General features: G+C 44.5%; 23 protein-coding genes. 3 read left to right on the top strand and 20 right to left on the bottom strand.

The genetic code is table 11. From position 1 onward, the window contains the following. Positions 1-63: 63 nt before the first annotated feature. The 11 genes from IQO02_RS06610 to ubiT all read right to left on the bottom strand — a co-directional run bounded on the left by IQO02_RS06610 (position 64) and on the right by ubiT (position 10,408). Complete coding sequence (locus IQO02_RS06610; protein ID WP_016787790.1) at positions 64-1,284, bottom strand: phosphopentomutase; 1,221 nt, start codon at positions 1,282-1,284, stop codon at positions 64-66. A 76-nt stretch (positions 1,285-1,360) separates the two neighbouring features. Next, positions 1,361-2,689 carry a thymidine phosphorylase gene (deoA, locus tag IQO02_RS06615; RefSeq protein ID WP_016789356.1) on the bottom strand — a complete coding sequence of 443 codons (1,329 nt, stop codon included), beginning with the start codon at positions 2,687-2,689 and terminating at the stop codon, positions 1,361-1,363. A gap of 110 nt (positions 2,690-2,799) precedes the next feature. Further along, on the bottom strand, positions 2,800-3,576 hold the full coding sequence (deoC, locus tag IQO02_RS06620) for a deoxyribose-phosphate aldolase (protein ID WP_010436196.1): 777 nt from the start codon (positions 3,574-3,576) through the stop codon (positions 2,800-2,802). Positions 3,577-4,096: 520 nt separating this feature from the next. Further along, positions 4,097-5,359, bottom strand: coding sequence for a NupC/NupG family nucleoside CNT transporter (locus tag IQO02_RS06625; RefSeq protein ID WP_010436193.1), 1,263 nt, complete (start codon positions 5,357-5,359; stop codon positions 4,097-4,099). Between the two features lie 204 nt (positions 5,360-5,563). Further along, positions 5,564-6,445: a TatD family hydrolase gene (locus tag IQO02_RS06630; RefSeq protein WP_371963907.1), complete on the bottom strand. Its 882-nt coding sequence runs from the start codon at positions 6,443-6,445 to the stop codon at positions 5,564-5,566. Continuing rightward, on the bottom strand, positions 6,375-6,530 hold the full coding sequence (locus tag IQO02_RS22080) for a DUF5363 domain-containing protein (RefSeq protein WP_228006017.1): 156 nt from the start codon (positions 6,528-6,530) through the stop codon (positions 6,375-6,377). The genes IQO02_RS06630 and IQO02_RS22080 overlap by 71 nt, the downstream gene beginning before the upstream one ends. A gap of 104 nt (positions 6,531-6,634) precedes the next feature. Beyond that, positions 6,635-8,215, bottom strand: coding sequence for a peptide chain release factor 3 (gene prfC / locus IQO02_RS06635; RefSeq protein ID WP_010436189.1), 1,581 nt, complete (start codon positions 8,213-8,215; stop codon positions 6,635-6,637). A gap of 172 nt (positions 8,216-8,387) precedes the next feature. After that, entirely contained in the window at positions 8,388-8,843 is a 456-nt protein-coding gene (gene rimI, locus IQO02_RS06640; protein ID WP_016791357.1) for a ribosomal protein S18-alanine N-acetyltransferase, read from the bottom strand. Further along, entirely contained in the window at positions 8,836-9,234 is a 399-nt protein-coding gene (locus IQO02_RS06645; protein ID WP_010436184.1) for a DNA polymerase III subunit psi, read from the bottom strand. The genes rimI and IQO02_RS06645 overlap by 8 nt, the downstream gene beginning before the upstream one ends. A gap of 159 nt (positions 9,235-9,393) precedes the next feature. Beyond that, positions 9,394-9,897 (bottom strand): GNAT family N-acetyltransferase, encoded by a 504-nt coding sequence (locus tag IQO02_RS06650; protein ID WP_016796139.1) that lies wholly within the window; start codon positions 9,895-9,897, stop codon positions 9,394-9,396. After that, positions 9,881-10,408, bottom strand: a complete 528-nt coding sequence (ubiT, locus tag IQO02_RS06655) for a ubiquinone anaerobic biosynthesis accessory factor UbiT (RefSeq protein WP_193838519.1) — start codon at positions 10,406-10,408, stop codon at positions 9,881-9,883. Before ubiT ends, IQO02_RS06650 begins: the two co-directional genes overlap by 17 nt. A 258-nt stretch (positions 10,409-10,666) precedes the next feature. Between ubiT and IQO02_RS06660 the strand changes: the two genes are divergently transcribed. The 3 genes from IQO02_RS06660 to IQO02_RS06670 all read left to right on the top strand — a co-directional run bounded on the left by IQO02_RS06660 (position 10,667) and on the right by IQO02_RS06670 (position 14,794). Next, positions 10,667-12,706, top strand: a complete 2,040-nt coding sequence (locus IQO02_RS06660; RefSeq protein WP_010436176.1) for a bifunctional diguanylate cyclase/phosphodiesterase — start codon at positions 10,667-10,669, stop codon at positions 12,704-12,706. A 177-nt stretch (positions 12,707-12,883) separates the two neighbouring features. Then, on the top strand, positions 12,884-13,897 hold the full coding sequence (gene ubiU / locus IQO02_RS06665; protein ID WP_016767827.1) for a ubiquinone anaerobic biosynthesis protein UbiU: 1,014 nt from the start codon (positions 12,884-12,886) through the stop codon (positions 13,895-13,897). 18 nt (positions 13,898-13,915) lie between these two features. Continuing rightward, complete coding sequence (locus IQO02_RS06670) at positions 13,916-14,794, top strand: U32 family peptidase (protein WP_016767826.1); 879 nt, start codon at positions 13,916-13,918, stop codon at positions 14,792-14,794. An 86-nt stretch (positions 14,795-14,880) separates the two neighbouring features. Here the strand turns inward: IQO02_RS06670 and IQO02_RS06675 are convergent, their stop codons facing one another. From IQO02_RS06675 to nusA, 9 genes are all read right to left on the bottom strand, one after another. Continuing rightward, on the bottom strand, positions 14,881-16,218 hold the full coding sequence (locus IQO02_RS06675) for an MATE family efflux transporter (protein WP_016787795.1): 1,338 nt from the start codon (positions 16,216-16,218) through the stop codon (positions 14,881-14,883). An 86-nt stretch (positions 16,219-16,304) separates the two neighbouring features. After that, positions 16,305-16,712 (bottom strand): MarR family winged helix-turn-helix transcriptional regulator, encoded by a 408-nt coding sequence (locus IQO02_RS06680; protein ID WP_010436149.1) that lies wholly within the window; start codon positions 16,710-16,712, stop codon positions 16,305-16,307. A gap of 140 nt (positions 16,713-16,852) precedes the next feature. Beyond that, positions 16,853-17,791, bottom strand: a complete 939-nt coding sequence (gene nlpI / locus IQO02_RS06685; RefSeq protein ID WP_010436147.1) for a lipoprotein NlpI — start codon at positions 17,789-17,791, stop codon at positions 16,853-16,855. A 124-nt stretch (positions 17,792-17,915) separates the two neighbouring features. After that, the gene (pnp, locus tag IQO02_RS06690; RefSeq protein WP_010436145.1) at positions 17,916-20,036 is read right to left on the bottom strand and encodes a polyribonucleotide nucleotidyltransferase; all 2,121 of its coding nucleotides are present in this window, start codon (positions 20,034-20,036) and stop codon (positions 17,916-17,918) included. 379 nt (positions 20,037-20,415) lie between these two features. Next, positions 20,416-20,685, bottom strand: coding sequence for a 30S ribosomal protein S15 (gene rpsO, locus IQO02_RS06695; protein WP_010436144.1), 270 nt, complete (start codon positions 20,683-20,685; stop codon positions 20,416-20,418). Positions 20,686-20,903: 218 nt separating this feature from the next. Continuing rightward, positions 20,904-21,857 carry a tRNA pseudouridine(55) synthase TruB gene (truB, locus tag IQO02_RS06700; protein ID WP_010436141.1) on the bottom strand — a complete coding sequence of 318 codons (954 nt, stop codon included), beginning with the start codon at positions 21,855-21,857 and terminating at the stop codon, positions 20,904-20,906. Then, the gene (rbfA, locus tag IQO02_RS06705; RefSeq protein WP_010436137.1) at positions 21,857-22,270 is read right to left on the bottom strand and encodes a 30S ribosome-binding factor RbfA; all 414 of its coding nucleotides are present in this window, start codon (positions 22,268-22,270) and stop codon (positions 21,857-21,859) included. Before rbfA ends, truB begins: the two co-directional genes overlap by 1 nt. Before the next feature lie 134 nt (positions 22,271-22,404). Continuing rightward, positions 22,405-25,095 (bottom strand): translation initiation factor IF-2, encoded by a 2,691-nt coding sequence (gene infB, locus IQO02_RS06710; protein WP_010436135.1) that lies wholly within the window; start codon positions 25,093-25,095, stop codon positions 22,405-22,407. Positions 25,096-25,117: 22 nt separating this feature from the next. Beyond that, entirely contained in the window at positions 25,118-26,605 is a 1,488-nt protein-coding gene (nusA, locus tag IQO02_RS06715) for a transcription termination factor NusA (RefSeq protein WP_010436132.1), read from the bottom strand. Positions 26,606-26,621: the final 16 nt, after the last annotated feature.

Genomic DNA, 26,621 nt, shown 5'->3' on the forward strand with positions numbered 1-26,621 from the left:
TGAAAATATCCTTAATCTCAAAACAAAAAAGAAGAGAGAGGTTTCCCTCTCTCTAGCTAACTATTATAAAAAGCTTGTACCGTATCCCATTGGCGATGTGCCAAAGTATGACGCTAAGCTTTGACCGATATCAGCGAAAGTATCACGACGGCCTAGAGAGCCTGCTGGAACCTTGTTACCGTAAACGATCACTGGGATATGTTCACGAGTATGGTCTGAACCCGGCCACGTTGGGTCACAACCGTGGTCTGCCGTTAGGATAAGTACGTCATCTTCTTTCATCATATCGATGATTTCATTGATGCGACCATCGAAGTACTCAAGTGCCGCTGCGTAACCTGCAACATCACGACGGTGGCCGTATGCTGAGTCGAAATCAACGAAGTTAGTGAACACGATAGTGTTGTCGCCCGCTTCAGTGATCGCTTCTTTGGTTGCTTCAAATAGCGCTGGAATACCTGTTGCCTTAGTTTTCTGAGTGATACCACAACCTGCGTAGATATCAGAGATCTTACCGATTGAGTGAACGTTGCCGCCCTTCTCATCAACAAGTTTCTGAAGGATAGTTGCCGCTGGCGGCTCCACAGAAAGATCGCGACGGTTACCAGTACGTTCAAATTGACCTTTACCCGCACCAATAAACGGACGAGCGATAACACGACCAATGTTGTAGTCAGCTAGCTCTTCACGAGCGATCTGACAAAGGTCTAATAGGTTTTGTAGGCCGAATGTCTCTTCATGACAAGCGATCTGGAAGACAGAGTCTGCAGAAGTGTAGAAGATTGGCAAGCCAGTCTTCATGTGCTCTTCACCTAGGTTATCTAGGATTTCCGTACCCGATGAGTGGCAGTTTCCTAAGAATCCAGACAAACCAGCACGCTCAAGAATTCGGTCAGTCAGTTCCTTTGGAAAGCTGTTCTCTTTGTCGGTGAAGTAGCCCCAGTCAAACAATACCGGTACACCTGCGATTTCCCAGTGACCTGATGGCGTATCTTTACCAGAAGACAGCTCAGCAGCGTGACCGTACGCGCCAATGATCTCTGCGTCTGCATCCATACCAGGAGCAAAGCGACCTGTAGACTCTTTGTGAGCCATCGCTAAACCTAGCTTAGACAGGTTTGGCAGCGTTAGTGGACCTTTACGATCCGCGTTGTCTGCAAGGCCTTGATCACAATGGTCAGCAATGTGACCCATTGTATCCGAACCTACATCGCCAAATGTATCTGCATCCGCTGTTTCACCGATACCGAATGAATCTAAAACTAAAATAAATGCTCTTTTCATTTTCTTCACCAACTTATTGCTCTTTGCACCAGAACTCTGTTTATCGGTATACGCGATGTATACCGATACCTGTTATTTACACGTCTTCAGAACGAATCTGACGGTAAACGTCTGGCGTTGCTGTATATTCTCCGCCCACAGTGATTGCATGTTGTAATGCCGTCGCAGCTTCTTGCCACTGTTGTTCATTGCGAGCATGAATCATTGCTAATGGTTTATCGTCGCTTGCTACTTCGCCAAGGCGAATGAAGCTATCAAAACCGACTGCGTAATCAATGCTGTCTGTTGCTACGCGGCGACCACCGCCCATACCAACGACAGCCATACCAATTGCACGCGTATCCATCGCTGATACTACACCGCTTTCGAGTGCGTACACTGGTTTAACAATTTCTGCTTTTTCTAGGTAGTTATCGTAGTTCGTTACGAAATCTGCAGGACCACCAAGGCCCGCTACCATCTTACCGAAGCATTCTGCTGCTTTACCGTTATCCAGTACTGCCATCAGTTTTTCACGCGCTTCATCGGAATCTTTAGCTAGATTACCCAGCACCAACATTTCCGCACACGACGCTAGTGTGATTTCCAACAAACGTGGATTACGGTATTCGCCAGTTAGGAATTGAACCGCTTCACGTACTTCGACTGCGTTACCCGCTGAAGAAGCCAGAACTTGGTTCATATCCGTTAGGATTGCTGTTGTTTTAGTGCCAGCACCGTTTGCTACTGCAACGATAGATTTCGCTAGTTCTTCAGAGGCTTCATACGTAGGCATAAATGCGCCTGAACCTACTTTTACGTCCATCACTAAAGAATCAAGGCCGGCTGCCAGTTTCTTCGAGAGGATTGAAGCTGTGATTAGCGAGATGTTATCTACTGTTGCCGTGATATCACGAGTCGCATAAACGCGCTTATCAGCCGGTGCTAGGTCGCCCGTTTGGCCGATGATCGCCACACCAGCATCTTTGGTTACTGCACCAAATACATCGTTGGTTGGCGTAATATTATAACCAGGGATAGATTCTAATTTATCTAGTGTACCGCCAGTGTGGCCTAAACCACGACCAGAGATCATAGGAACGAAACCGCCACATGCTGCCACCATAGGGCCAAGCATCAGGGAAGTTACGTCACCAACACCACCAGTAGAGTGTTTATCAACGATTGGGCCATCAAAGTTCATGTGGCTCCAATCAATCACCATGCCTGAATCACGCATTGCACATGTTAGTGCGATGCGTTCTGGCATCGTCATTTCATTAAAAAAGATAGCCATTGCGAATGCAGCAATCTGGCCTTCAGAAACCGTGTTTTTAGCGACACCTTGGATGAAGAAGTTAATTTCTTCTGTGGTTAGTACTTCGTTATCACGTTTTCTGCGAATAATTTCTTGAGGTAGATACATTAGTGCCTCCCAAACTCTAGTGAGTATGGTGTGTAGGGAAAGAGGTAATATGGAGTGACTTAACGCCACTCCATCAAACAGACTAAATCTTGTTACACCCGATTGGGATATTAGTATGCTGCTGGATCAGCAGTTTGGTCTGTCACTTCTAATGTATTAAGAAGGTTAGTTAGTAGGCTTGAAGCACCAAAACGGTAGTGCATGTTGTCTGCCCACTCAGCGCCTAGTAGCTCATCAGCCATTGCTAGGTATAGTGCTGCATCTTCAGCAGTACGAACGCCACCAGCAGGTTTGAAACCAACTGTTTTAGCAACGCCCATGTCACGAATAACTTCAAGCATCATGCGCGCGTACTCTGGAGTCGCGTTTACTGGCACTTTACCTGTTGAAGTTTTGATGAAGTCTGCACCAGCTTCGATACAGATTTGAGAAGCTTTCTTGATCAGTGCTTCTTCTTTCAGTTCACCTGTTTCGATGATCACTTTAAGCGTGATGTCACCACAAGCAGCTTTACATTGCTTAACTAGCTCAAAGCCAACTTCTTCGTTGCCAGCAATAAGAGCACGGTATGGGAATACTACGTCAACTTCATCTGCGCCGTACGCTACTGCTGCTTTTGTTTCTGCAACAGCAATTTCGATGTCGTCATTACCATGAGGGAAGTTAGTTACAGTCGCAATGCGTACTTCTGGAGTACCTTGCTCACGCAACGCTTTCTTAGCTGCTGGGATAAAGCGAGGGTAAATACAGATTGCAGCTGTGTTGCCTACTGCAGTCTTCGCGTCATGACAAAGCGCCACTACTTTCTCAGTAGTATCGTCGTCATTTAGCGTAGTTAGGTCCATAAGTTTAAGTGCACGTAGAGCTGCTGCTTTTAAATCGCTCATTTCTATCTCCGATCAATATATTCAAATAGTTAACTACTTCGCCCTCCATCCAGTATAGATGGATATTTTAGTAATGCTCAGTAGCCACAAATGAACGGACTTGGTTCCCTGAAGACTTGATAACTTTCGCTATCAATTGCAATCCTTGTCACCGCACAGTACCAGTTTGGTCTATGGCACAACAAATCAGTCATGTTGTGTCTAACATCTATAGCGTATCGCTAAGTTTGGCTTTATCCCAGAAAAATAACGTCGAGTTGATTTCGAGGTTACGTTCTTGCCAACAGAGACATCCTATCCCTTTAGCTTATACATTATAGGTATCCATCAATAAATTGTAGTGCTCCTTAGAACGCAAACGGTTTGTATCTCAAAAAAACATTCTAGACCCAATATCGAATTCAAACACATGTTCATCTTCATGCTTAAAAATGCAGGGCCTAAAAACAAAAAAGCCCCGCAGCAATTTCTTGCTACGGGGCGATATTATTATGGCGTCTATATATCGATTTCTAACGAATTAGAAAGACAGGAAGAAGCCAGCAATTGTTGCTGCCATCAGGTTAGATAGAGTACCAGCAATAACCGCTTTAACACCCATACGAGCGATGTCGTGGCGACGGCTTGGTGCAATACCACCTAGACCACCTAGAAGAATCGCAATTGAAGAAAGGTTTGCGAAACCACATAGAGCGAATGAGATAATTGCTTGAGTCTTAACAGACATCACTTGACCAGTCGCTTCAACGATTTGAGCGTTGTCACCGATGTATGGTACGAAGTTTAAGTATGCAACGAATTCGTTAACAACTGTCTTCTGACCAATGAAAGAACCAGCGATAGTCGCTTCTTCCCATGGTACACCAATGATGAATGCTAGTGGTGCGAATATCCAACCTAGAAGAAGTTCTAGAGTTAGGTTTTCCATACCAAACCAACCACCGATGCCACCTAGGATACCGTTGATTAGAGCAATTAGACCGATGAATGCTAGTAGCATTGCACCAACGTTAAGAGCTAGTTGTAGACCAACTGATGCGCCACCAGCTGCTGCGTCGATAACGTTAGCTGGTTTGTCATCGCCACCGTCCATTTCGTCAGCGATGTTATCGTCTGGCGTATCTGTCTCAGGTTTGATGATTTTAGCGAATAGTAGGCCACCAGGTGCTGCCATGAATGACGCGGCAACTAGGTACTCTAGAGGAACGCCCATAGATGCGTAACCTGCTAGTACACCACCAGCTACAGAAGCCAAACCACCACACATTACTGCGAATAGTTCAGAGTTAGTCATTTTAGGAACAAATGGACGAACAACTAGAGGCGCTTCCGTTTGACCAACGAAGATGTTTGCAGCTGCAGACATAGACTCGGCGCGAGAAGTACCTAGAGCTTTCTGAAGACCACCACCTAGAACTTTGATTACAACCTGCATTACACCAATGTAGTAAAGTACAGAGATAAGTGCTGAGAAGAAAATCAGAGTTGGTAGTACTTGGAAAGCAAAGATGAAACCGATACCGTCAACTGAGAAGTTAACTAGGCTGCCGAATAGGAAACCAGTACCGTCTTTACCGTAGTCGATCACGTTTGCTACACCAGCAGAGAAACCTGCAAGTAGATCACGACCCCAAGGGATGTAAAGTACGAATGCACCAAGTGCGAATTGGATAGCGAAAGCGCCACCCACTGTTCTTAGATTAATAGCTTTGCGGTTGTCAGATAGTAGTACTGCGATTGCAATCAGTACGACCATACCGACTAGGCTCATAAACAGGCTCATAGTTTATGACTTCCTTATTAGTTATTTATTGGCGTGTTACAAAATGGGGCTATAAAGCGGAGGCAATTATACTCATGCGACCACTAATAAAGTAATGCCGTCCTCACACTTTCGTACAAGATTCATGTACCATTCATACACAAATGTGAACCAAATCACACGCCCAGTGCAATTTACGCAAACGATAAACAAAAACCTTCGATTTTATTCACATATACCGAATGCACGATGGCTATTCTGCCAAATCTGCGTTGCAACCGATTGCTTTGTCTCTTTTCTAATCAAAAAAAGTTCATTCAATATCGTAACTAAATATTTGGAATGATTAATATTTCCCTGGTTTCCATACGTTGGCATGTCCGGAGCATCGGTTTCCAATACCAAGTATTCTAGGGGCAGTTTAGCGATGGTTGTGCGCGTTTTTTGCGCTCTTGGGTAAGTTATCGTTCCACCGACGCCAATATAGAAACCAAGCTTGATCCACTCCAAAGCCTGCTGTTCACTCCCGGAAAAGCCGTGAATAACACCACCTAAGGTGAATTTGTACTGCTTTATTAGCTCAATAAGGCGGTTGTAAGACTTCCTCTCATGAATGATCAAAGGCAACTCAAATACCTTCGCTAGTTCCATTTGTTGGATGAAAAATCGCTCTTGTTTCTCCCTCTCAACGTCCACAAAAAAGTCGAGTCCACACTCCCCAATAGCAACACATTGGCTCGGTTTTGAGGAGAGTAATTGACGAAGTTCTGAAAACTGAACCTCAACAGCTTGCTCTAAAAAGTAAGGATGAAATCCTAAAGCGTAATAAATATTGGGGTTAGATTTAGCGATTTTATCGAGTTTCGACCAGTTACTTTGGCCAATAGAAGGAATAAGAATCTTCTCAACTTGTGCCTGTTTTGCTTCTTTAAGGTAGCTATCAATGCTTTGCTCGGGTGCAGATCCCTGATCAATTACAATATTTTGGCAAAAGACGTCAAAATCCGCATGGCAATGAGTATCAAACAGCGGAGATTCACTTAATGGAGGAGTCATCTTCCCTACTCTCTGTCTGTTTTTCTTGGGGATCACGGCGATAAGCCACACAGCTACGCTTATTTTCAGGTGTTAAACCAAGATCTTTACACCACATGTCGTATCTTCTAATCCAAACTTTTACCCAACCAAACATATTCACCCTCAAACCTCAGCCTTTAACAAAAATAAAACGCATTAAAAAACGCCTACTGCAGAACAATAGACGTTTTTGATTAGCTCGAATAGATCGCGAAGAAATTAGTGCTCGCGCGTTGCTCGGAATTGAACGTCAGGGAAACGTTCAGAAGCTAGGTTCAAGTTCACCATAGTCGGTGCAATGTAAGACAGGTTGTCACCGCCATCTAACGCGAGGTTAGATTGGTTCTTACGTTTGAATTCTTCTAGTTTCTTAGCGTCATCACACTCAACCCAGCGAGCTGTTGCAACGTTAACGCCTTCGTAGATAGCTTCTACGTTATATTCCGCTTTCAAGCGCGCTACAACCACGTCGAACTGAAGTACACCAACCGCACCAACGATCAAATCATTGTTTTGCATAGGACGGAATACTTGTACTGCGCCCTCTTCAGAAAGCTGAACCAGGCCTTTGAGAAGTTGCTTCTGCTTCAGAGGATCACGTAGACGAATACGACGGAACAACTCAGGCGCGAAGTTTGGAATACCTGCAAACTTCAAGCTTTCGCCTTGAGTAAAGGTATCGCCAATCTGGATTGTGCCATGGTTATGCAGACCAATAATGTCACCAGCGTATGCTTTTTCAGCACGCGCACGGTCGCCCGCCATGAAGGTTACCGCATCCGAAATACTTACGTTCTTACCAGTACGAACATGGTTCATCTTCATGCCTTGGTCGTAAGTACCTGATACGATACGCATGAATGCAATACGGTCACGGTGTTTTGGATCCATGTTTGCTTGGATCTTAAACACGAAACCAGAGAATTTCTCTTCTGTCGCTTCTACATCACGCTCATTCGCTTGGCGCGTTTGAGGTGCAGGAGCCCACTTCGTTAGACCATCAAGCATGTGGTCCACACCAAAGTTACCCAATGCAGTACCGAAGTAAACAGGTGTTAGCTCACCAGCAAGGAACAGTTCATGATCAAACTCCGGACAAGCACCAATAACAAGCTCTAGTTCTTCACGTACGCTTTCCGCAAGATCAGCACCTACCGCTTCATCTAGCTCAGGGTTGTCCAAACCTTTAATGATGCGAACTTCTTGAATCTCATGACCGTGGCCAGATTCGTACAAGATCGTTTCGTCACGGTGAATATGGTAAACACCTTTAAACTCTTTACCACAACCGATTGGCCATGAGATTGGAGCACAGGCCATACCTAGCTCGCTTTCCACTTCATCAAGCACTTCCATCGGGTCACGAACATCACGGTCAAGTTTGTTCATAAACGTTACGATTGGAGTATCACGAAGACGTGTTACTTCCATCAGCTTACGAGTACGGTCTTCGACACCTTTAGCAGCATCGATAACCATCAAACAAGAATCAACCGCTGTTAGCGTACGGTACGTATCTTCCGAGAAATCTTCGTGTCCTGGAGTATCGAGTAGGTTTACTAGGCAATCATTGTATGGGAATTGCATTACAGACGTAGTTACCGAGATACCACGTTCTTTTTCCATCTCCATCCAGTCAGATTTAGCGTGCTGGTTAGAGCCACGGCCTTTTACGGTACCCGCTTTTTGAATCGCGTTTCCGAATAAAAGAACTTTTTCAGTAATCGTGGTTTTACCCGCATCCGGGTGAGAGATAATCGCAAACGTTCTACGTTTGCTCACTTCTTGTTGGAAAGACATAGTCGCCCTTTGCTGATCTAAAGCGTAAAAAGGGCAAGTAGATAATACTTGCCCTTGAATTCTGTGTGCGGATTATACAGAAAGCGTATCACTTTCTAAAGGGTCAGTTTACACCCTATTTTTTGGCTAATTTTGTGATTAGCTATCTAGTTAGCGAAAAGACGTAACATGACTAGCTAAAAGACATAAAAAGATAGCTCATAATGATGGCATCTTCGTTGCCTTGTTTAGTTGGATAGTAATTACGACGGCGATCAACTTCGTTGAAGCCTGCCTTTTCGTAAAGATTAAACGCGCTCACATTACTTTCGCGAACTTCCAGCCAAGCGCTTTCAGCATCAGCTTGTTCACATATATCAAGGAAATGTTCAGTTAGTGCCTTACCATAACCTTTGCCTTGCTTGCTTGGGTCTACCGCAATATTAAGCAGCGTCACTTCACCAACAATATTTTGAGCGAAGAAATAGCCCACCACTTGTCCATCAACTTCAAGGACATGATGACAAGCGCCTCGGCTCTCAAGATCCCGGATCATAGTTTCAGACCATGGATGGGAGTGTGCGGCCTGTTCTATCTGCCAAATTGCGTCTAGATGTTGTTGTGAAGTCGGTAAAAATTGATTAGTCATAAGCACAGATTTGTTGCCATAAGTCGCGACGATGTTGGTTATTACCATTAATGTCAGACAGTAATGGAGATTGAAGTGTTTTAGCCTTCAGCTCTTGAGTCGACTCGCAACCAGCAAACCACACCCACTCAACCGCCCCGAAATCCACAGAAGATAGGTGCTGAGGCTGAATATGTAATGCTTGAGATAAGTCGAGCTTGATACTTTTGAGTACTCGCTCAAACATCACAGCAAGATCTTCCTGAGGTTTTTCAGGCGAAACCAACAGTAACTTGCAATCGTTCGAGAGCGAAGTCAATTCAGATTCATAGCCCGCCAAACGCTCTGGGTGGCTAAGCTCCCATTGGCTAATGCCCATCTCTTGCAGGTATTGTGCGTGTGTTTGTGACATATCTAGCGGTGTAACCTTAGGTTGATAGTGGGCGACTTATTAGAGCGGAGTTAAAAACGAGCTCATCAGAGTTGGGCTGATACTAACAAAAAATAAAGGAGCATCAAGCTCCTTTATTTAGTCTAAATCAGTTTGCATCATATTACGTGAGAAATGGACTTATAAGTCGTTGAACTCAGGACTGTAAGCAATCTCACCAGCATGTCCTGCAAGCGCACCTTCAACTAACTCGATAACTTGAAAGGCTCCCTCAGGCACATCCCAAGTGCAGCTCAAACCAAACTCACTCGCCGCCTTAAAACCAAAACGACCGTAGTAAGCAGGATCACCAAGCACAACGCAGGCTGGGTAACCAAAATCAACCAAAGTAGAGAAAGCATCTTCAACTAATGACTTGGCGATACCTTGATTGCGATATTCTTCTTTCACCGCAAGAGGCGCAAGGCCCTGCCAATTATGATCGTGACCATTTAGGGTTATAGGGCTAAACATCAGATGACCAATCACCTCACCCTCGTCTGAACAGGCCACCAACGATAGTGTTAAATGACTATTCTCACGCAGGCTCATAACTAAATTAGCTTCTGCATCTGTTTCAAAAACAGATTTCAATAAACGATCAATGACAAGTATATCTGCCGGTGCTTCAGTTCGAATAAGCATTCATTACCTCACTTTGTGCATCTGGAGATTGTACCCCCTTCTGCACAAAATCAGCTAATTGATTTAACAAAGTTTTCATAGGTGTCGGTAATAAGTCCAAATCGACGCTATCCATCAAGTTTTTGACTTCTAAGCCAAGTTCAGTATCACCTTCAATAGATAACCTACGCTGGAAGAAAAGCGTATCTGGGTCTTCTTTACGGCCAGCAATGAGTACAAGATCGTTAAGATTGCCGCTAAAGCTTACATCTTCATCAACATCTTTATCAGCTACAACTAGTTGCTCATTTTTGTAGCTAATACACCAACTTAACCCCATATCTTTTATTGAGACTTTAAGCCACTTGTCTTCTAAGAACTCAAAGTCACCGTCCTCTAAAGCTTCTTTAAAGACATTTTTCAGAGCTTCCAATAAGGCTCTTTTTTGTACTGTTTTAGGCAATAACTGGACTGGAGATCGCAAAATTGATGCGGCATTTTGAACTAGTTGAGTGCGAATCTTGTTTATCACGTGACTTATCCGTAACTTTGTCAATAATATGGAATGCATCATAAATGATGTTGAGATCTCAGTTACTGTTATGTATCAAATTAACTTCTGTTTGATACTCGACCTTTAATATCCTGAAAATCACAGTTATAGTAACTCAGGTAATGAGAATTACAGCGGATCGCTGCACTCACAGGTAAATATCGATAGTCACACAAAAATTAATAAATATTTATCGATAGTGAATATTCAAGCTCTTGGAGAATTGGTAGTACTTTGATGCCTCCCCAGCAACTACAACATTGGTTTACCCAGCTAACTGCAAACAGTCCGTTCTTTTTTGCAGTACTTGATGCCCAACACAACTATTTTATGGTGAATGAGCGTTACTGCGATATTGCTGGTTTAAGTCAAACCGAGCTTGCTGGGATGAATGACCGCCAAACATTGGGTGAGCAATTCTACCAACATCTTAAGCCGTATTATGAGCGAGCATTCAATGGCGAGGCGATTGAGGCTGAAGTCACTCTCAACGAAACTGACCTCGATACCAGCTTGCACTTTAGCCTCTCCCCTCTAATTAACGGCAAAAAAACCGACTACATCGTCTTTCATGCCTTCGATACCTCAGAAAACCAGGTACTTGTTCGTTCTTTAGAAGAATCCGAAGCAAAATTTCACAAGCTATCTCAACTGCTACCTGATGGGTTACTTCTTGTCGAAAATGATTACATCCTGTCGTCAAACCCGGCCGCAGCAAGGTTACTTGGATTTAACTCGACCACTGAATTGATTGGCGAAGAATTAGGTCGCCTATTTATCGATGAACAAACCAAAACAGTCTTCAACAATAGCCTTAGTTCTATTATTTCAGAGTCTGGTTTAGTTTGCTTAACGGGTGCCCGATGTGGTTTTGAACGTAAGGTTCAATTACATATCGACTCAACTTCTGTCCTTGGTAGTAATACCCAACTTGTCCTGATCCAAGACGCACAAGAAACCACAAAACAATTTACACCCGCTAACAGTGAAGATGCTTACATTGATGCACTGACTAAACTCTATAACCGAGTAGGGTTTACCAAGCGCCTTGAGCAGTTCATTCACAATGAAACTCCAGTTGTGATGCTCTATTTGGACATAGATAATTTCAAGAATATCAATGATTCACTTGGCCATCACATCGGTGACAAAGTGATTAAAGAGGTCGCTTCACGATTAAAACGTTTATTGCCTCGCCAAGCAGTTATTGGCCACTTGGGCGGTGATGAATTTGGTGTAATTCTGCCAGAGCCCGAACACCCTCGAACACCTGAAACGCTCTCTGAGAAGATCATTTCCCTGATCAATCAACCCTTCGATCTTCACCATTTTAGTAAACGCTTAGCCTGCTCTATTGGTAGTGTGAGCTTCCCTCAAGATGGTACAGACGCACGTATCTTGCTGCAAAACGCCGACACAGCTATGTACGAAGCCAAAGATCGTGGTCGTAACCGCCTGATTAAGTTCAACGAACAAATGAACAAAGAAGCGCGTATGCGGCTGTGGCTTGAGATTGAACTGCAGAAAGCACTTCAGCAAAATGGACTTGAGGTTTGGTATCAACCAAAGGTCAATGCCCGTGACTTCACCATCAACGGCGCTGAAGCACTAGTACGTTGGAAGCATCCTGTAGAAGGTTATATTAGCCCTGCGGCATTCATCCCTGTAGCGGAACGTGCTGGTCTTATCGAGCAACTTGGTCGCGTGGTTATGCGTGAAGTATTTGCGACGGTTAAGCGCTGGAAAATGCAAGGTATCCTACCTGGCCGCGTAGCGATCAACCTTTCACCAGAGCAATTCGGCAACCCAAAACTGATTGATTACGTTGAAAAACTACTACGCTCTACAGAATTAGATCCTAGTGCCATTACCTTTGAGCTCACAGAAAGTGCCGTAATGAGTGACAGTGATCACACACTGCAAATGCTGAATGCGATTAAGAAACTAGGCTTTGCTCTGTCTATCGATGATTTTGGTACCGGTTATTCTTCTCTGTCTTACTTGGCTCGCTTCCCAATTGATGAGCTTAAGATAGACCGCGCCTTCATTTCTGATATCGATACACTACCAAAGCAAATCACAGTAATCGAAAACATCATCAACCTTGGTAAATCTCTCGATTTAACTGTGGTTGCGGAAGGTGTCGAAACCAGTGAACAAGCGACGCTACTGTCGAACCTCAACTGTAGCTCCATTCAGGGATTTCATTTCTACCGTCCTCAGCCAAAACAAGATGTTGAAGAGCTATTTGCTCAGAATCGCCGTCACAAAAACTAGTTAAGTGATTCGACTTAATTCTCCCTCATAAGCTAAAACAGAAAAAACGGTCACCAGTCAGTACCTCAAACGGAGTAAAAGCAGATTTATCCATCTAAACCTGCCTTACATCAATTCCGTCATTCATAATTCTTCATAAAATGCTCGCCTCAACTTAATTCTACTGGTAGTGAGCAAATGGAACTCTTATGCCCAGCAGGTAACCTACCTGCTTTGAAAACCGCCATTGATTGCGGTGCGGATGCTGTCTATATCGGATTTAAAGACGATACCAATGCCCGACACTTTGCAGGTCTTAATTTTGCGGGTAAGAAGCTCGATCGTGCCGTGCAATACGTGCATGACCGCAACAAGAAAATTCACGTTGCCTTAAATACTTTTGCTCACCCAAATGGCTTCGAACGATGGACTAACGCCGTAGACAACGCCGCAGCACTGGGGGTTGATGCGCTGATCATTGCAGACATCGCGGTGCTCGAATACGCGGCCAATAAATACCCTGACTTAGAACTGCACCTATCAGTTCAAGCCTCTGCAACCAATGCGGCGGCTATCGACTTCTACCACAAGAACTTCAATGTAAAGCGTGTGGTATTGCCTCGCGTATTGTCGATTCATCAGGTCAAACAGCTTTCTCGTAATATCACTTCTGACGTTGACCTTGAAGTATTCGCCTTTGGTAGCTTGTGCATCATGGCAGAAGGCCGTTGTTACCTCTCTTCCTACATGACAGGCGAATCACCCAATACAGTTGGTGCTTGTTCTCCAGCTAAATACGTTCGCTGGCAAGAAACAGAAACCGGCCTAGAGTCTCGCTTGAATGAAATCCTTATCGATAAGTATGAAGCAGGTGAGAACGCAGGTTACCCAACGCTGTGTAAGGGTCGTTTTGAAGCGGATATCGATGGTGAACGTAAGCGCTATCACGCACTTGAAGAGCCGACTAGTCTAAACACGCTATCCATGTTGCCTGAGCTTTTCGCGGCCAATGTTGCCTCAGTGAAGATTGAAGGTCGCCAACGCAGCCCTGCTTATGTTGAACAAGTGACTCGTACTTGGCGCGCTGCTATCGATCGCTACTTAGCGAATCCTGAACAATACCAAGTAGAACAAGCTTGGAACGCGACACTGGCAAATGTATCTGAAGGTACACAAACCACGCTTGGCGCTTATCACCGTAAATGGCAATAGAGCCAAATGGAGAACTCAATGAAATACGCATTAGGCCCTCTACTTTATTTTTGGCCAAAACAAGATGTTGAAAGCTTCTATGAGCAAGCGAAATCAAGCTCTGCCGACATCATCTACCTAGGTGAAGCCGTGTGTTCAAAGCGTCGTGAGATGAAAGCAAAACACTGGATGGATATTGCCAAAGAGCTGTCGGCTTCAGGCAAGCAAGTCGTACTTTCCACCATGGCATTGCTAGAAGCACCAAGCGAAGTCAACATCATGAAGAAGTACATTGATAACGGTGACTTTGCGATCGAAGCCAACGACGTGTCTGCGATTCAATTAGCAAGCGAAAGCAAAGTGCCTTTTGTGGTTGGCCCGGCGGTTAATACCTACAATGCACGCACTCTGAACCTGTTCTTGAAACAAGGTATGACGCGTTGGTGTATGCCTGTTGAGCTTTCTCGCGAATGGCTAAGCAACGTAATGACACAGTGCGAAGATCTTAATATCCGTAATAAGTTCGAAGTAGAAGTATTTAGCCACGGCTACCTACCACTTGCTTACTCAGCGCGTTGCTTTACCGCTCGCGCGGAAAACAAAGCCAAAGACGATTGCGAAACTTGTTGTATCAAATACCCAACAGGGCTACAAGTCGAAAGTCAAGAAGGCCAGTCGGTATTTAACCTTAACGGCATTCAGACACAATCGGGCTACTGCTACAACCTAGTTAACGATCTACCGAACATGCATGACCTAGTCGATGTGGTTCGTTTAAGCCCACTCGGCATCGATACCTTCTCTGAAATTAATAACTTCAGAGCGAACGAGCAAGGTCAAAAACCGATGAAAATTGAAAGCCGCCAATGCAACGGTTACTGGCATCAACTCGCAGGTTTAGACGTTAAGAACATCTAGTTCCTTAAATTAGAATAATCAGTAACAGATACAAAAAAGGTCTAGCATTCGCTAGACCTTTTATCATTCAGTTTAAGAAAAACGATCTACGCCGTCGCGGTTTCCAGCGGCGCAGCATCGAGCTTCTTTACGTCTTTGTAGAGCATGATCATAACAACTACACTTAACGCGATATTGGACAATGGATACGCAATCCAGATCCCCGGCACACCGTACAACTTAGGCATAATATACAAGAAAGGTAATTGGATAAGCATGTTACCTATCGTCACAAACATCGCCTTGCTGCCCTTGTTCACCGCTTGATAGTAAGCACCCGCTACGACTAAGAAGCCATCAAGAGCCAGTGCAAACATGTGTAGTCGAACACCCAACACGGTGTACTCAACTAGCTGAGGTTCATCTGAGTTAAATACTGACACAAACTCACGTGGGAACGCGTTCAAAAGTAGCACGAACGCAACACCGATCAATACTGAACTCATCATCGCAATCTTAAGTAACTTACGAATGTTCGCTTGATTACGCGCACCATGGTTGTAACTCACTAATGGTTGCATGCCGTTTGCGATGCCTTCAGCAGTGAGGTAGTAAACCGTCACGATGTAGCCCAAAATCGCATAAGCACCAATCATCAACTGGTCGCCATACTGGGAGAACAACGCATTGTGCAGCGCCACCATCATCGAACCATAAGCGTACATAAAGAAGCTTGATGTACCAATCGAGAAGATTTGTGGAATCACATCAAGTTTCAGTCTCAATTCATTCCAGCGTAAACGAAGGTTTGCTCGATGCGAGAAAAAGTAAGCTAAGCCAAGTGCAGTCACTACAAACTGGGCAATCGCTGTTGCTAATGCTGCGCCCATCAACTCCCAACCATATAGAGCGATGAACAGGTAATCGAGTACGATATTAATTACTGCGCCAACGATCATCAGTATCGTTGCTAGATTAGGGCTGTCGTCGTTACGCAGTAAAAACGGCATCGCGATCGAACCCAAAGTGAAGACACTAGCACCAATCAGGATGTGTAAATATTGCAGGCCGAGTTCGTACACACGTCCTTCTGCACCCTGCCAAAATAAGAAATTGTCGGCGAACAAAAACAACACTGCAGAAACAATAGGCGTTATCGCTAGCAACAAGGTTAAACCTGTTGCTAAGATCTGCTTAGCGCCTTGAGTATCTTTTTCACCTTGGTGAATCGAGACAAGCGCCCCCGTACCCACGCCTACTAGCATACCAATACCGAGGATCGACCCAATAACAGGCCACGCGACGTTAATACCCGCAAGTCCATCGGCACCTACATAACGACCAATGAAAATGCCATCTACCACTTGGTAAAGGCCATTAACTAACATAGCTGCTACGGTAGGAATTGTGTATCGCCAGAATTGACGACTAATTGAGTTACTCATTTCTTACTCTACTTTCATTAGTGAGCCACCTATCAATATGACGCGACTCAAATTAGTTAACAAGGCTAACTAAATATCTAAATTGTTTACTTCAAAGCTTTGTATAACAGCTGGTTTAATTGTAAGGATTCCTGTTCAGACAAACGACTTTCTAATATTTGTGCCATTACCTGGTAGATCTTACTCTCTTCTTCCAACCCCACTTCTGCCTTATCGGTCAAAATGACCAATTTAGATCTCGCATCCTCAAGCGAAGCTTTGCGTTCGACGAGGCCTTTTCTTTCTAACCTTTGAACCATGGTAGTCGCTGAAGGTTTAGTAACCTGCATCTCAACCGCAAGATCTGTTAGCCTAATAGGTTCTGGCGACGCCTGAATGACCTTCAAATAATCGTACTCATTGAAGCTCAATTGACAGATAGGATCTTCATTAACTTGAGTTCGCCATATCTTAGAGGCGAAGCGTTCAATCTTTTCTAAATTCTGGTTCAGCATACTTACCCAATCAAAGCATTGCATTTAGTTAGCAAGGCTAACTATTTTAATACTGTGTAATTAAAAAGCAATCGAAATGAAATAGGACATATAAAAAAACCGCTGACAGGCAGCGGCTTCTTAAATTTCTAATATGTATTTTATTTAGCTTTGGCTTCTTCTTCAGCTTCTGCCAGTTTAGCGGCTGCTAGTTTAGACTGCGCCAAATGTTCTGCTTTAAGCGTGCTAAAGATACGGCTTAACTCTAGGAATGAATAGCGATGTTCAACGTATTCATATACGTTAAAAGATACCGCTAGCTTGTACAAAGAGATCGCATTCGCGTAATCACCATTCATGTGGTAGCGCTTAGCAAGGTAGAAGTAAGTCTCTGTTAGGCGCTGTGCAAGTAACGTGTTATCACGAGTACCCGTTAAGATCGCCTTAAAAGCCTGCTCTTCAGTAATATCGTCAAGCATGATCGCAACTAATACCCATCCCCACTGCTCATCACGGCTCTCGTAACGCTTTTGCAAATCAAGCTTGGCTTGCTCTGGAGTGAGTTCATGCTGAATGATATAAAGCCACAGAGCGCGAAACGGATCGCTAGGATCATCGGCGTAGTGCTTCATCATCTCTTCATTGGCTAAATCATAGCGCTCGCCATAGTAGAGTGCGATAGAGCGATTTCGTTCTGCATATGAGTTTGCAGGATCAAGCTCTAACGTCGAATCAAAAGACTCATAAGCGGCATCAAACTCCCCTACTTGCGTAAAGTAAACACCCAAAAGGTTGAAGATATCAGGTTGAGCGGGGTTCAATGAAAGAGACTGATTGAAATCAAGACGTGCTAAATCACGCAGGCCAACGCTGTCGTAGTAGTTACCACGTTCAAACAGCATTTTAGCTCGAACTTCATCGTTCAGATCTGGGCGCTGTAATAACTGACTAAGGCGTGCAATTTGAACTTCTTGTTGAACACTTGGTTGCAGTGGCACTGCCATTGGTGGATAAACCCAACGAGAGGTGTTATCTGATGTTGTCGCACAACCAGTTAGTACAAGCAGTAAACACATACTCGCGGTTTGAAACCATTTCACAAATAATTACTCCTGTTATGACCGCAATAAAAAAGGGGAGCGATATGCTCCCCTTTATAACATGCTTTTTTACCAATGGGTTAGAAATCACTAAAAAGCGATATTCCCATCAATACGCTAAGAATTACTCAGCAGCAGGTGCTTCGCCTTCAGCTGGTGTTTCAACTGCTTCTTTCATGCTTAGACGTACACGGCCTTGACGGTCAATTTCAAGAACCTTAACAGGTACTTCTTGACCTTCAGTTAGGTAGTCAGACACTTTCTCAACGCGCTTGTCAGCGATTTGAGATATGTGTACTAGACCATCTTTACCTGGAAGGATAGTAACGAATGCACCGAAGTCAGCTAGACGAGCAACTTTACCTTGGTAAATGCGGCCAACTTCAACTTCAGCAGTGATCTCTTCGATACGACGGATAGCTTCTTTAGCAGCTGCGCCTTCAGTAGCAGCAATCTTAATCGTGCCATCGTCTTCGATTTCGATTGTAGTACCTGTTTCTTCACAAAGAGCACGGATAACTGCGCCACCTTTACCGATAACATCTTTGATCTTATCAGAGCTGATTTTCATTGTGTGGATACGTGGAGCGAATTCAGAGATATCTTCACGAGCACCAGAGATAGCTTCATCCATTACAGAAAGGATGTGCTTACGTGCACCTTGCGCTTGGTTAAGAGCAATTTGCATGATCTCTTTAGTGATACCTTCGATCTTGATGTCCATTTGAAGTGCAGTGATACCAGCATTAGTACCTGCTACTTTAAAGTCCATGTCGCCTAGGTGATCTTCGTCGCCAAGAATGTCAGAAAGAACAACGAAATCGTCGCCTTCTTTAACAAGACCCATTGCGATACCCGCAACAGAAGCTTTGATTGGAACACCAGCATCCATAAGCGCTAGAGATGTACCACATACAGAAGCCATTGAAGAAGAACCGTTAGATTCTGTGATTTCCGATACAACACGAACTGTGTATGGGAATTCATCAACAGAAGGCATTACAGCTTGGATACCACGTTTAGCAAGCTTACCGTGACCAATTTCACGACGCTTAGGAGAACCAACGAAACCAGTTTCACCTACACAGTATGGAGGGAAGTTGTAGTGTAGAAGGAAGTTATCTTTCTTCTCACCCATTAGGCTATCGATGATTTGTGCATCACGTTGTGTACCAAGCGTTGCAGTAACAAGTGCTTGAGTTTCACCACGAGTGAATAGAGAAGAACCGTGTGTACGTGGAAGAACACCAGTACGTACGTCTAGCGCACGAACCATGTCTTTTTCACGGCCATCGATACGTGGGTTGCCAGCAATGATGCGGCTACGTACTACGTTTTTCTCTAGAGAACCAAGCATGCCGCGGATTTCGCGCTCATCTAGGTTTTCGTCTTGTGCAATTAGAGTTTCAACAACGTCGTTCTTAATTGCGCCAACTTGCTCGTAACGAGCCATTTTCTCAGTGATCTGGTACGCGTCAGATAGACGAGTTTCAGCTTGCTCAGCAACTTTAGCTTTAAGCTCAGTGTTAACTGCTGGCGCTTCCCAGTTCCAAGATGGAGTTGCAACTTCAGCAGCAAACTCGTTGATCGCTTTAATTACAACTTGTTGTTGGTCGTGACCGAAAACAACAGCTGAAAGCATCTCTTCTTCAGATAGGTTATCTGCTTCAGATTCAACCATTAGCACTGCGCCTTCTGTACCAGACACAACTAGGTCTAGTTTAGAGTTTTCAAGCTCAGTATTTGATGGGTTAAGAACAAGTTCGCCATCGATGTGGCCAACACGTGCAGCACCGATAGGACCATTGAATGGTGCACCAGAGATAGCAAGTGCAGCAGACGTTGCGATCATAGTGATCATGTCTGGGTTTACGTCAGGGTTGATAGATACAACCGTAGCGATAACTTGAACTTCGTTTTTGAACGCACTTGGGAAAAGTGGGCGAATTGGACGGTCAATCAGACGAGCTGTTAGTGTTTCGCCTTCAGAAGGACGACCTTCACGCTTAAAGAAGCCACCAGGGATTTTACCCGCAGCGTATGTACGCTCTTGGTAGTTAACTGTTAGAGGGAAGAAATCTTGACCTGCAACAGCTTCTTTCTTAGCAACAACAGAAACGAATACTGATGTATCGTCCATAGTTGCCATTACAGCAGCAGTAGCTTGACGTGCGATTACGCCCGTTTCTAGAGTAACGGTGTGATTACCGTACTGGAACGATTTTACAACTGGTTTTTCAAACATTGTATATCCTTAGCTCTAAAGTCATGACTTTAGATTAAGTGAATAATGACTCAAGATATTACCAATCGCGACTAGTGAAAAGGGACTCGAGATAGTGCTTCTTTGTATGAATTCATACGCCGAATTAGGACCAAATCCGCCTTTGAATAGTCGCGACCTATTGGCCGACATCTGTGACTGTAATCTCTTGAGAAGGTTGATTGCCAAACGTGAAAACGCTATAGGCGGGCGTAGTATAAACTATTTTTATTAGGAGATATATTTCCTATCAGAAAAAGCCAGGTGATATTCTAAGCATCTGGTCTGCCATTTTCTTACAGGCACAAAAAAAGGAGCATAAATGCTCCTTTTCTTCAAACTGTCTTTGCAGACATCGCTATTAGCGACGTAGGCCTAGACGCTTGATTAGGTCTTGGTAACGAGCAAGGTTTTTGCCTTTCAAGTAATCAAGAAGCTTACGACGGCTAGAAACCATACGTAGTAGACCACGACGGCTGTGGTGATCGTGCTTGTGTGCTTTGAAGTGACCTTGTAGGTGGTTGATAGAAGCAGTAAGTAGTGCTACTTGTACTTCTGGTGAACCTGTGTCGCCTTCAGATTGTGCGTATTCTGCAACGATTGCTGCTTTAGTTTCTGCATTCAGAGACATAATTCTCTCCTGATAAGAGTAAGTTTATATTTGTAGCAGCCAATCTCTGATTCAGCCGCTACGCGAGCCGAGGATTATAGGGAAGTTTATGAATTGGTGCAATAACAATCGAACGCCTTAAAACGAAAAAAGCGAACCACTGAATGAAAGGGCTCGCTTTCTTTATCAATTGTTGGCCCTTAAGGACGAACGACTAATATTCTGACTCGATTTAAACGCTACGCTTGTGGCTCTTCATCTCTGAAAACCACCAAGCGCTTAGGTGCAACTCGGCCATCTTCTGCAATCTGAGCAACGCCAACAAACAGCTTTTCTTCACCACTTGTCATACGAACCGTGCCTTCAGTTGGTGCACCAGAAACCTGAACTGGCATGCCGTGCTGAACTAGGTCAGTCAGTTCCGCGTTCAAATTCACTTCTGGTAAGTCTTCTACGGCAGTGTCCATTGGCATCAGAAGTGGATCAAGCAGCTCTTTTGGTGCTATTTCTTGCGCTTGTGCTTGCTCTAGGATCTCGTTTAACTGCTCCAAAGTCACCATACGTTCATAAGGGTACTTTGCTACACCAGTACGACGAAGCATTGTCACGTGAGCACCACAACCTAGCATTTCACCAAGGTCATCGGTAATTGTGCGAATGTAAGTGCCTTTCGAACAATGCACTTCCATTTCAACTTCATCACCTTCAAAGCGAAGCAATTCAATAGAGTACACAGTGATCTTACGAGACTCTCGAGGTACTTCAATACCTGCGCGAGCGTATTCGTACAAAGGCTTACCTTGATACTTCAATGCCGAGAACATTGATGGGATCTGGTCGGTTTCACCCTTAAAGCTTGCAATGCAACGTTCAAGTTGTTCTTGAGTCACATTCACTTCACGAGTTTCAACCACTTCACCATCAGAGTCAGAGGTGTTGGTACGCTCACCAAGCTTAGCGATTACTACGTAGCGCTTATCAGAATCTAGAAGAAACTGAGAAAACTTCGTTGCTTCACCAAGACAAATTGGCAGCATGCCAGTCGCAAGAGGATCCAGAGCACCTGTGTGCCCTGCCTTCTCTGCAAAGTAAATACGCTTTACTTTTTGCAGTGCATCATTAGATGAAATACCAGTAGGCTTATCTAACAGAATTACCCCGTTAATAGGGCGACCTTTACGACGGCGAGCCATTACTCTTCGTCCTTAGACTGAATTTCGTCAGTGCGGCCAGCTTCTTGCTGCTTACGCTTATCGTCGCTTAGAACTTCACTCACTAGGTTAGACATACGCATGCCTTCTACCAATGTGTTGTCGTAAGTAAAACGTACTTCAGGCGTTAGACGGTGGCGAATACGCTTACCAAGAGCCATACGAACTGGCACTTCATGCTCTTTAAGAGCAGCAAGGCACGATTCAGGCGTTTGCTCGCCGATACATAGGAAAGTAACGAATACTTTTGCGTATGCAAGGTCACGAGACACTTCTACGTCTGAGATCGTTACCATACCAATACGTGAGTCACGAACTTCACGTTGTAGGATAAGGGCAAGCTCTTTTTGAAGCTGCTGAGACACACGCTGTGTGCGGCTAAATTCTTTTGACATTTTCTTTTCTCACTTAGAAAGATGGGGGGCTTGGTAATTACCAGCCCCCCATGGTGTATTCAACAACCGATTACTTATTACCATTACTAGTAATGTTAGTAACCTTAGTCAATATGTCGAGTCGTACTGACTGATTAGTCTAGAGTACGTTTAACTTCAACAATTTCGAATACTTCGATCTGGTCACCAACGCGAACGTCGTTGTAGTTCTTAACGCCGACACCACACTCGTAACCATTTTTAACTTCTTGAACGTCATCTTTAAAGCGACGAAGTGACTCTAGTTCACCTTCGTAGATAACAACGTTTTCACGAAGTACACGGATTGGGTTGCTACGCTTAATTGTACCTTCAGTAACAATACAACCAGCGATTGCGCCAAGCTTAGGTGACTTAAATACGTCACGAACTTGTGCAAGACCAATGATCTCTTGACGGAATTCAGGAGCAAGCATACCGCCCATCGCCTGTTTAACTTCGTCAATCAGTTGGTAGATGATTGAGTAGTAACGTAGATCTAGGTTTTCGTTCTGAACCGTACTACGCGCAGTTGCGTCAGCACGAACGTTGAAACCAAGGATGATAGCGTTAGAAGCCGCTGCAAGCGTTGCATCAGTTTCAGTGATACCACCAACACCAGAGCCTACGATGTTCACTTTAACTTCGTCAGTTGACAGTTTCAGTAGAGAATCAGCAATCGCTTCTACAGAACCTTGAACGTCAGCTTTAAGTACAACGTTAAGTTCAGCAACTTCACCAGCCGTCATGTTCGCGAACATGTTCTCTAGTTTCGCTTTTTGTTGGCGAGCTAGTTTAACATCACGGAATTTACCTTGACGGTAGTTTGCAACTTCACGCGCTTTACGCTCATCACGTACAACAGTCGCTTCGTCACCTGAAGCAGGAACGCCAGAAAGACCTAGAATTTCTACAGGGATAGATGGACCTGCAGTTTCAATGTCTTTACCGTTTTCATCACGCATTGCACGAACACGACCGTACTCTTGACCACAAAGAACGATATCGCCTTTGTTTAGAGTACCAGACTGTACTAGTACTGTTGCAACTGGACCACGACCTTTATCAAGACGAGATTCAACAACAACACCAGATGCCATGCCTTCTTTAACTGCTGTAAGCTCAAGAACTTCAGACTGAAGAAGGATTGCTTCTAGAAGACCATCGATGTTTGTACCCTGTTTTGCAGAGATGTGAACGAAGATGTTCTCGCCGCCCCATTCTTCAGGGATAACGTCGTATTGAGCTAGCTCATTCTTAACGTTGTCTGGGTTTGCACCCTCTTTATCGATCTTGTTCACAGCAACAATCAGAGGAACACCTGCCGCTTTCGCGTGCTGGATTGCTTCGATTGTTTGTGGCATTACGCCATCGTCTGCTGCTACTACTAGGACAACGATATCTGTCGCTTGAGCACCACGAGCACGCATAGCGGTAAACGCCGCGTGTCCAGGAGTATCAAGGAACGTGATCATGCCGTTATCAGTATCTACGTGGTAAGCACCAATGTGCTGCGTGATACCGCCAGCTTCGCCAGAAGCAACGTGTGCTTTACGAATGTAATCAAGTGTTGAAGTTTTACCGTGGTCAACGTGACCCATGATAGTAACAACAGGAGCACGACCCTCAGCCGTTGCATTGTTGTCACGGTCAGCTAGTACCGCTTCTTCAAGTTCGTTTTCTTTACGTAGGATAACCTTGTGGCCCATTTCTTCAGCAACAAGTTGTGCTGTTTCTTGGTCAATCACTTGGTTGATAGTCGCCATAGCGCCCATCTTCATCATTACTTTGATAACTTCAGTTGCTTTAACTGACATTTTGCTCGCCAGTTCAGAAACAACGATAGTTTCGCCGATAGCAACGTCAGATTTAGCAACCGTCGCTGACTTATCGAAGCCTTGCTGCATTGAAGTTGGTTTAGCAAGCTTACCTTTACCGCCACGACCACGTTGGTTACGACCGCCACGGTTGTTTGCTGGTTGGTTAGCAGGAGCTGCTTTCTTCTTGCGACGACGAGGTGCTTTCTCGTCTTTCTTATCTGCCGCATCTTCAGCTTCACGAGCGTAAGTAGAAGTAGTCACATGGTAATCCGCAGATTTCTCTTGCTCTTTCTTCTTCTTCTCTTCTTCAGACCAACGTTCTTGGTTCTCTTCAGCTAACTTACGAGCTTCTTCAACAAGCTTAGCTGCTTCAGCTTCTGCTTTACGAGTTGCTTCTTGCTCTTGACGAGCTTTAAGTTCATCCGCTTCTTTTTTCGCTTGTGCGTTAGCGTCTGCATTTTTTGAATTCATGTCTTTTTTAGCCTTTTCAGCTTGTGCGCGTTGAGCCTTCTCTTCAGCATCACGTTTTGCATCCGCTTCACGTGTTACTTTTTCTTCGGCTTCGCGCTGTGCTTTCTCTGCAGCATCACGTTTCGCTTGCTCTTCAGCATCGCGTTGTGCTTTCTCTTCCGCTTCACGATTAGCTAGTTCCTCAGCTTCACGTTTCGCTTCATCTTCAATAGTGCTGCGCTTCACGTAAGTACGTTTTTTACGTACCTCTACTTGAACATCCTTACTCTTACCGCCTCCAGCAGCAACACTTAACGTGCTGCGGGTCTTGCGCTGAAGAGTTAAACGAGTCGGTTCTGTTTCACCAGAAGTATCACCATGCTCCTTTTTTAGGTGCGTTAGCAATGTTTGCTTCTCTGAATCAGTCACTTGATCCGACCCTGATTTCTTCATGCCTGCATCAGCAAGTTGTTCAATTAAGCGGTCAACTGGCGTACCAATCTCTTCACTCAGTGCTTTAACTGTTAATTGTGTCATACCGCTTTCTCTCCTTGCTGAATTATTCTTCGTCGCCGAACCAACAGATGTTACGCGCAGCCATAATTAGCTCGCCTGCACGCTCTGCAGTTAGGTCTTCGATGCCTTCTAGTTCATCAACGCCTTGGTCAGCTAGGTCTTCCAATGTCGCAACGCCTTTTGCTGCTAGCTTGTAAGCCATTTCACGCTCAAGACCTTCAAGTGCAAGTAAGTCTTCAGCAGGCTCAACACCGTCGAAAGTTTCTTCTTTCGCTAGCGCTAGAGTAGTCAGTGCGTCTTTTGCGCGGTTACGTAGTTCTTCAACGATACCTTCGTCTAGACCGTCTACTTCAAGAAGCTCGTTCACAGGAACGTATGCTACTTCTTCAAGCGTAGAGAAGCCTTCTTCAACAAGCATTTGAGCAAAGTCTTCTTCGATGTCTAGGTGCTTCATGAAGTTTTCAATAGAAGCAACAGCTTCTTCTTGGTGCTTCTTCTCGAGATCAGCAACAGTCATCACGTTCAGTTCCCAACCAGTTAGTTGAGAAGCTAGACGTACGTTTTGACCACTACGTCCAATCGCTTGTGCTAGGTTATCCGCTTCAACAGCGATATCCATAGAGTGTGCATCTTCATCAACGATGATAGATGCAACGTCAGCAGGAGCCATAGCGTTGATTACGAATTGAGCAGGGTTATCGTCCCAAAGAACGATATCGATACGCTCACCGCCAAGATCGTTAGAAACAGCTTGTACACGAGCACCACGCATACCAACACACGCACCAACAGGATCGATACGTTTGTCGTTTGTTTTCACAGCGATTTTAGCACGAGAACCAGCGTCACGTGCAGCACCTTTAAGTTCAATTAGCTCTTCACCAATCTCAGGCACTTCAACACGGAATAACTCAGCTAGCATTTCTGGCTTCGAACGAGTAACAAAAAGCTGGAAACCACGAGCTTCTGGTTTAACTGCGTAAAGAAGACCACGAACACGGTCACCTGGACGGAAGTTTTCACGAGGAAGTTGGTCATCACGAAGGATTACCGCTTCAGCGTTGTTACCTAGGTCTAGAATAACGGTATCACGGTTAACTTTCTTAACTGCACCAGTTACTAGCTCGCCTTCGTTATCAATAAACTGTTCAACGATTTGAGCGCGTTCAGCTTCACGTACTTTCTGTACGATAACTTGCTTAGCCGTTTGAGTCGTAATACGGTCAAACGTTACTGATTCGATATCATCTTCAATGAAACCGCCAAGTTCGATCTCTGGGTCATCGTACTTTGCAGCTTCAATAGAGATTTCTTTTGTTGGGAATTCAACTTCCTCAACAGCTTCCCAACGACGGAAAGTTTCGAAATCACCCGTTTTACGGTCGATTTCAACACGAACTTCGATTTCTAATTCGCTTTTCTTTTTTGTTGCCGTTGCAAGCGCGATTTCAAGCGCTTCAAAAATACGCTCACGAGGAACTGCTTTCTCATTAGAAACAGCTTCTACTACCGCCAAAATTTCTTTGTTCATTAATCTAGCCTCTTAA

Source organism: Vibrio sp. OPT24 (genome assembly GCF_015163545.1).
Classification (GTDB): domain Bacteria; phylum Pseudomonadota; class Gammaproteobacteria; order Enterobacterales; family Vibrionaceae; genus Vibrio; species Vibrio cyclitrophicus.

Bases quoted from the DNA above. Each gene is read 5' to 3' on its own strand.
- IQO02_RS06610 (WP_016787790.1), bottom strand. From the start codon at position 1,284: ATGAAAAGAGCATTTATTTTAGTTTTAGATTCATTCGGTATCGGTGAA.
- deoA (WP_016789356.1), bottom strand. From the start codon at position 2,689: ATGTATCTACCTCAAGAAATTATTCGCAGAAAACGTGATAACGAAGTA.
- deoC (WP_010436196.1), bottom strand. From the start codon at position 3,576: ATGAGCGATTTAAAAGCAGCAGCTCTACGTGCACTTAAACTTATGGAC.
- IQO02_RS06625 (WP_010436193.1), bottom strand. From the start codon at position 5,359: ATGAGCCTGTTTATGAGCCTAGTCGGTATGGTCGTACTGATTGCAATC.
- IQO02_RS22080 (WP_228006017.1), bottom strand. From the start codon at position 6,530: ATGTTTGGTTGGGTAAAAGTTTGGATTAGAAGATACGACATGTGGTGT.
- prfC (WP_010436189.1), bottom strand. From the start codon at position 8,215: ATGTCTTTCCAACAAGAAGTGAGCAAACGTAGAACGTTTGCGATTATC.
- rimI (WP_016791357.1), bottom strand. From the start codon at position 8,843: ATGACTAATCAATTTTTACCGACTTCACAACAACATCTAGACGCAATT.
- IQO02_RS06645 (WP_010436184.1), bottom strand. From the start codon at position 9,234: ATGTCACAAACACACGCACAATACCTGCAAGAGATGGGCATTAGCCAA.
- IQO02_RS06650 (WP_016796139.1), bottom strand. From the start codon at position 9,897: ATGCTTATTCGAACTGAAGCACCGGCAGATATACTTGTCATTGATCGT.
- IQO02_RS06660 (WP_010436176.1), top strand. From the start codon at position 10,667: ATGCCTCCCCAGCAACTACAACATTGGTTTACCCAGCTAACTGCAAAC.
- ubiU (WP_016767827.1), top strand. From the start codon at position 12,884: ATGGAACTCTTATGCCCAGCAGGTAACCTACCTGCTTTGAAAACCGCC.
- IQO02_RS06670 (WP_016767826.1), top strand. From the start codon at position 13,916: ATGAAATACGCATTAGGCCCTCTACTTTATTTTTGGCCAAAACAAGAT.
- IQO02_RS06675 (WP_016787795.1), bottom strand. From the start codon at position 16,218: ATGAGTAACTCAATTAGTCGTCAATTCTGGCGATACACAATTCCTACC.
- IQO02_RS06680 (WP_010436149.1), bottom strand. From the start codon at position 16,712: ATGCTGAACCAGAATTTAGAAAAGATTGAACGCTTCGCCTCTAAGATA.
- pnp (WP_010436145.1), bottom strand. From the start codon at position 20,036: ATGTTTGAAAAACCAGTTGTAAAATCGTTCCAGTACGGTAATCACACC.
- rpsO (WP_010436144.1), bottom strand. From the start codon at position 20,685: ATGTCTCTGAATGCAGAAACTAAAGCAGCAATCGTTGCAGAATACGCA.
- truB (WP_010436141.1), bottom strand. From the start codon at position 21,857: ATGGCTCGCCGTCGTAAAGGTCGCCCTATTAACGGGGTAATTCTGTTA.
- rbfA (WP_010436137.1), bottom strand. From the start codon at position 22,270: ATGTCAAAAGAATTTAGCCGCACACAGCGTGTGTCTCAGCAGCTTCAA.
- infB (WP_010436135.1), bottom strand. From the start codon at position 25,095: ATGACACAATTAACAGTTAAAGCACTGAGTGAAGAGATTGGTACGCCA.
- nusA (WP_010436132.1), bottom strand. From the start codon at position 26,605: ATGAACAAAGAAATTTTGGCGGTAGTAGAAGCTGTTTCTAATGAGAAA.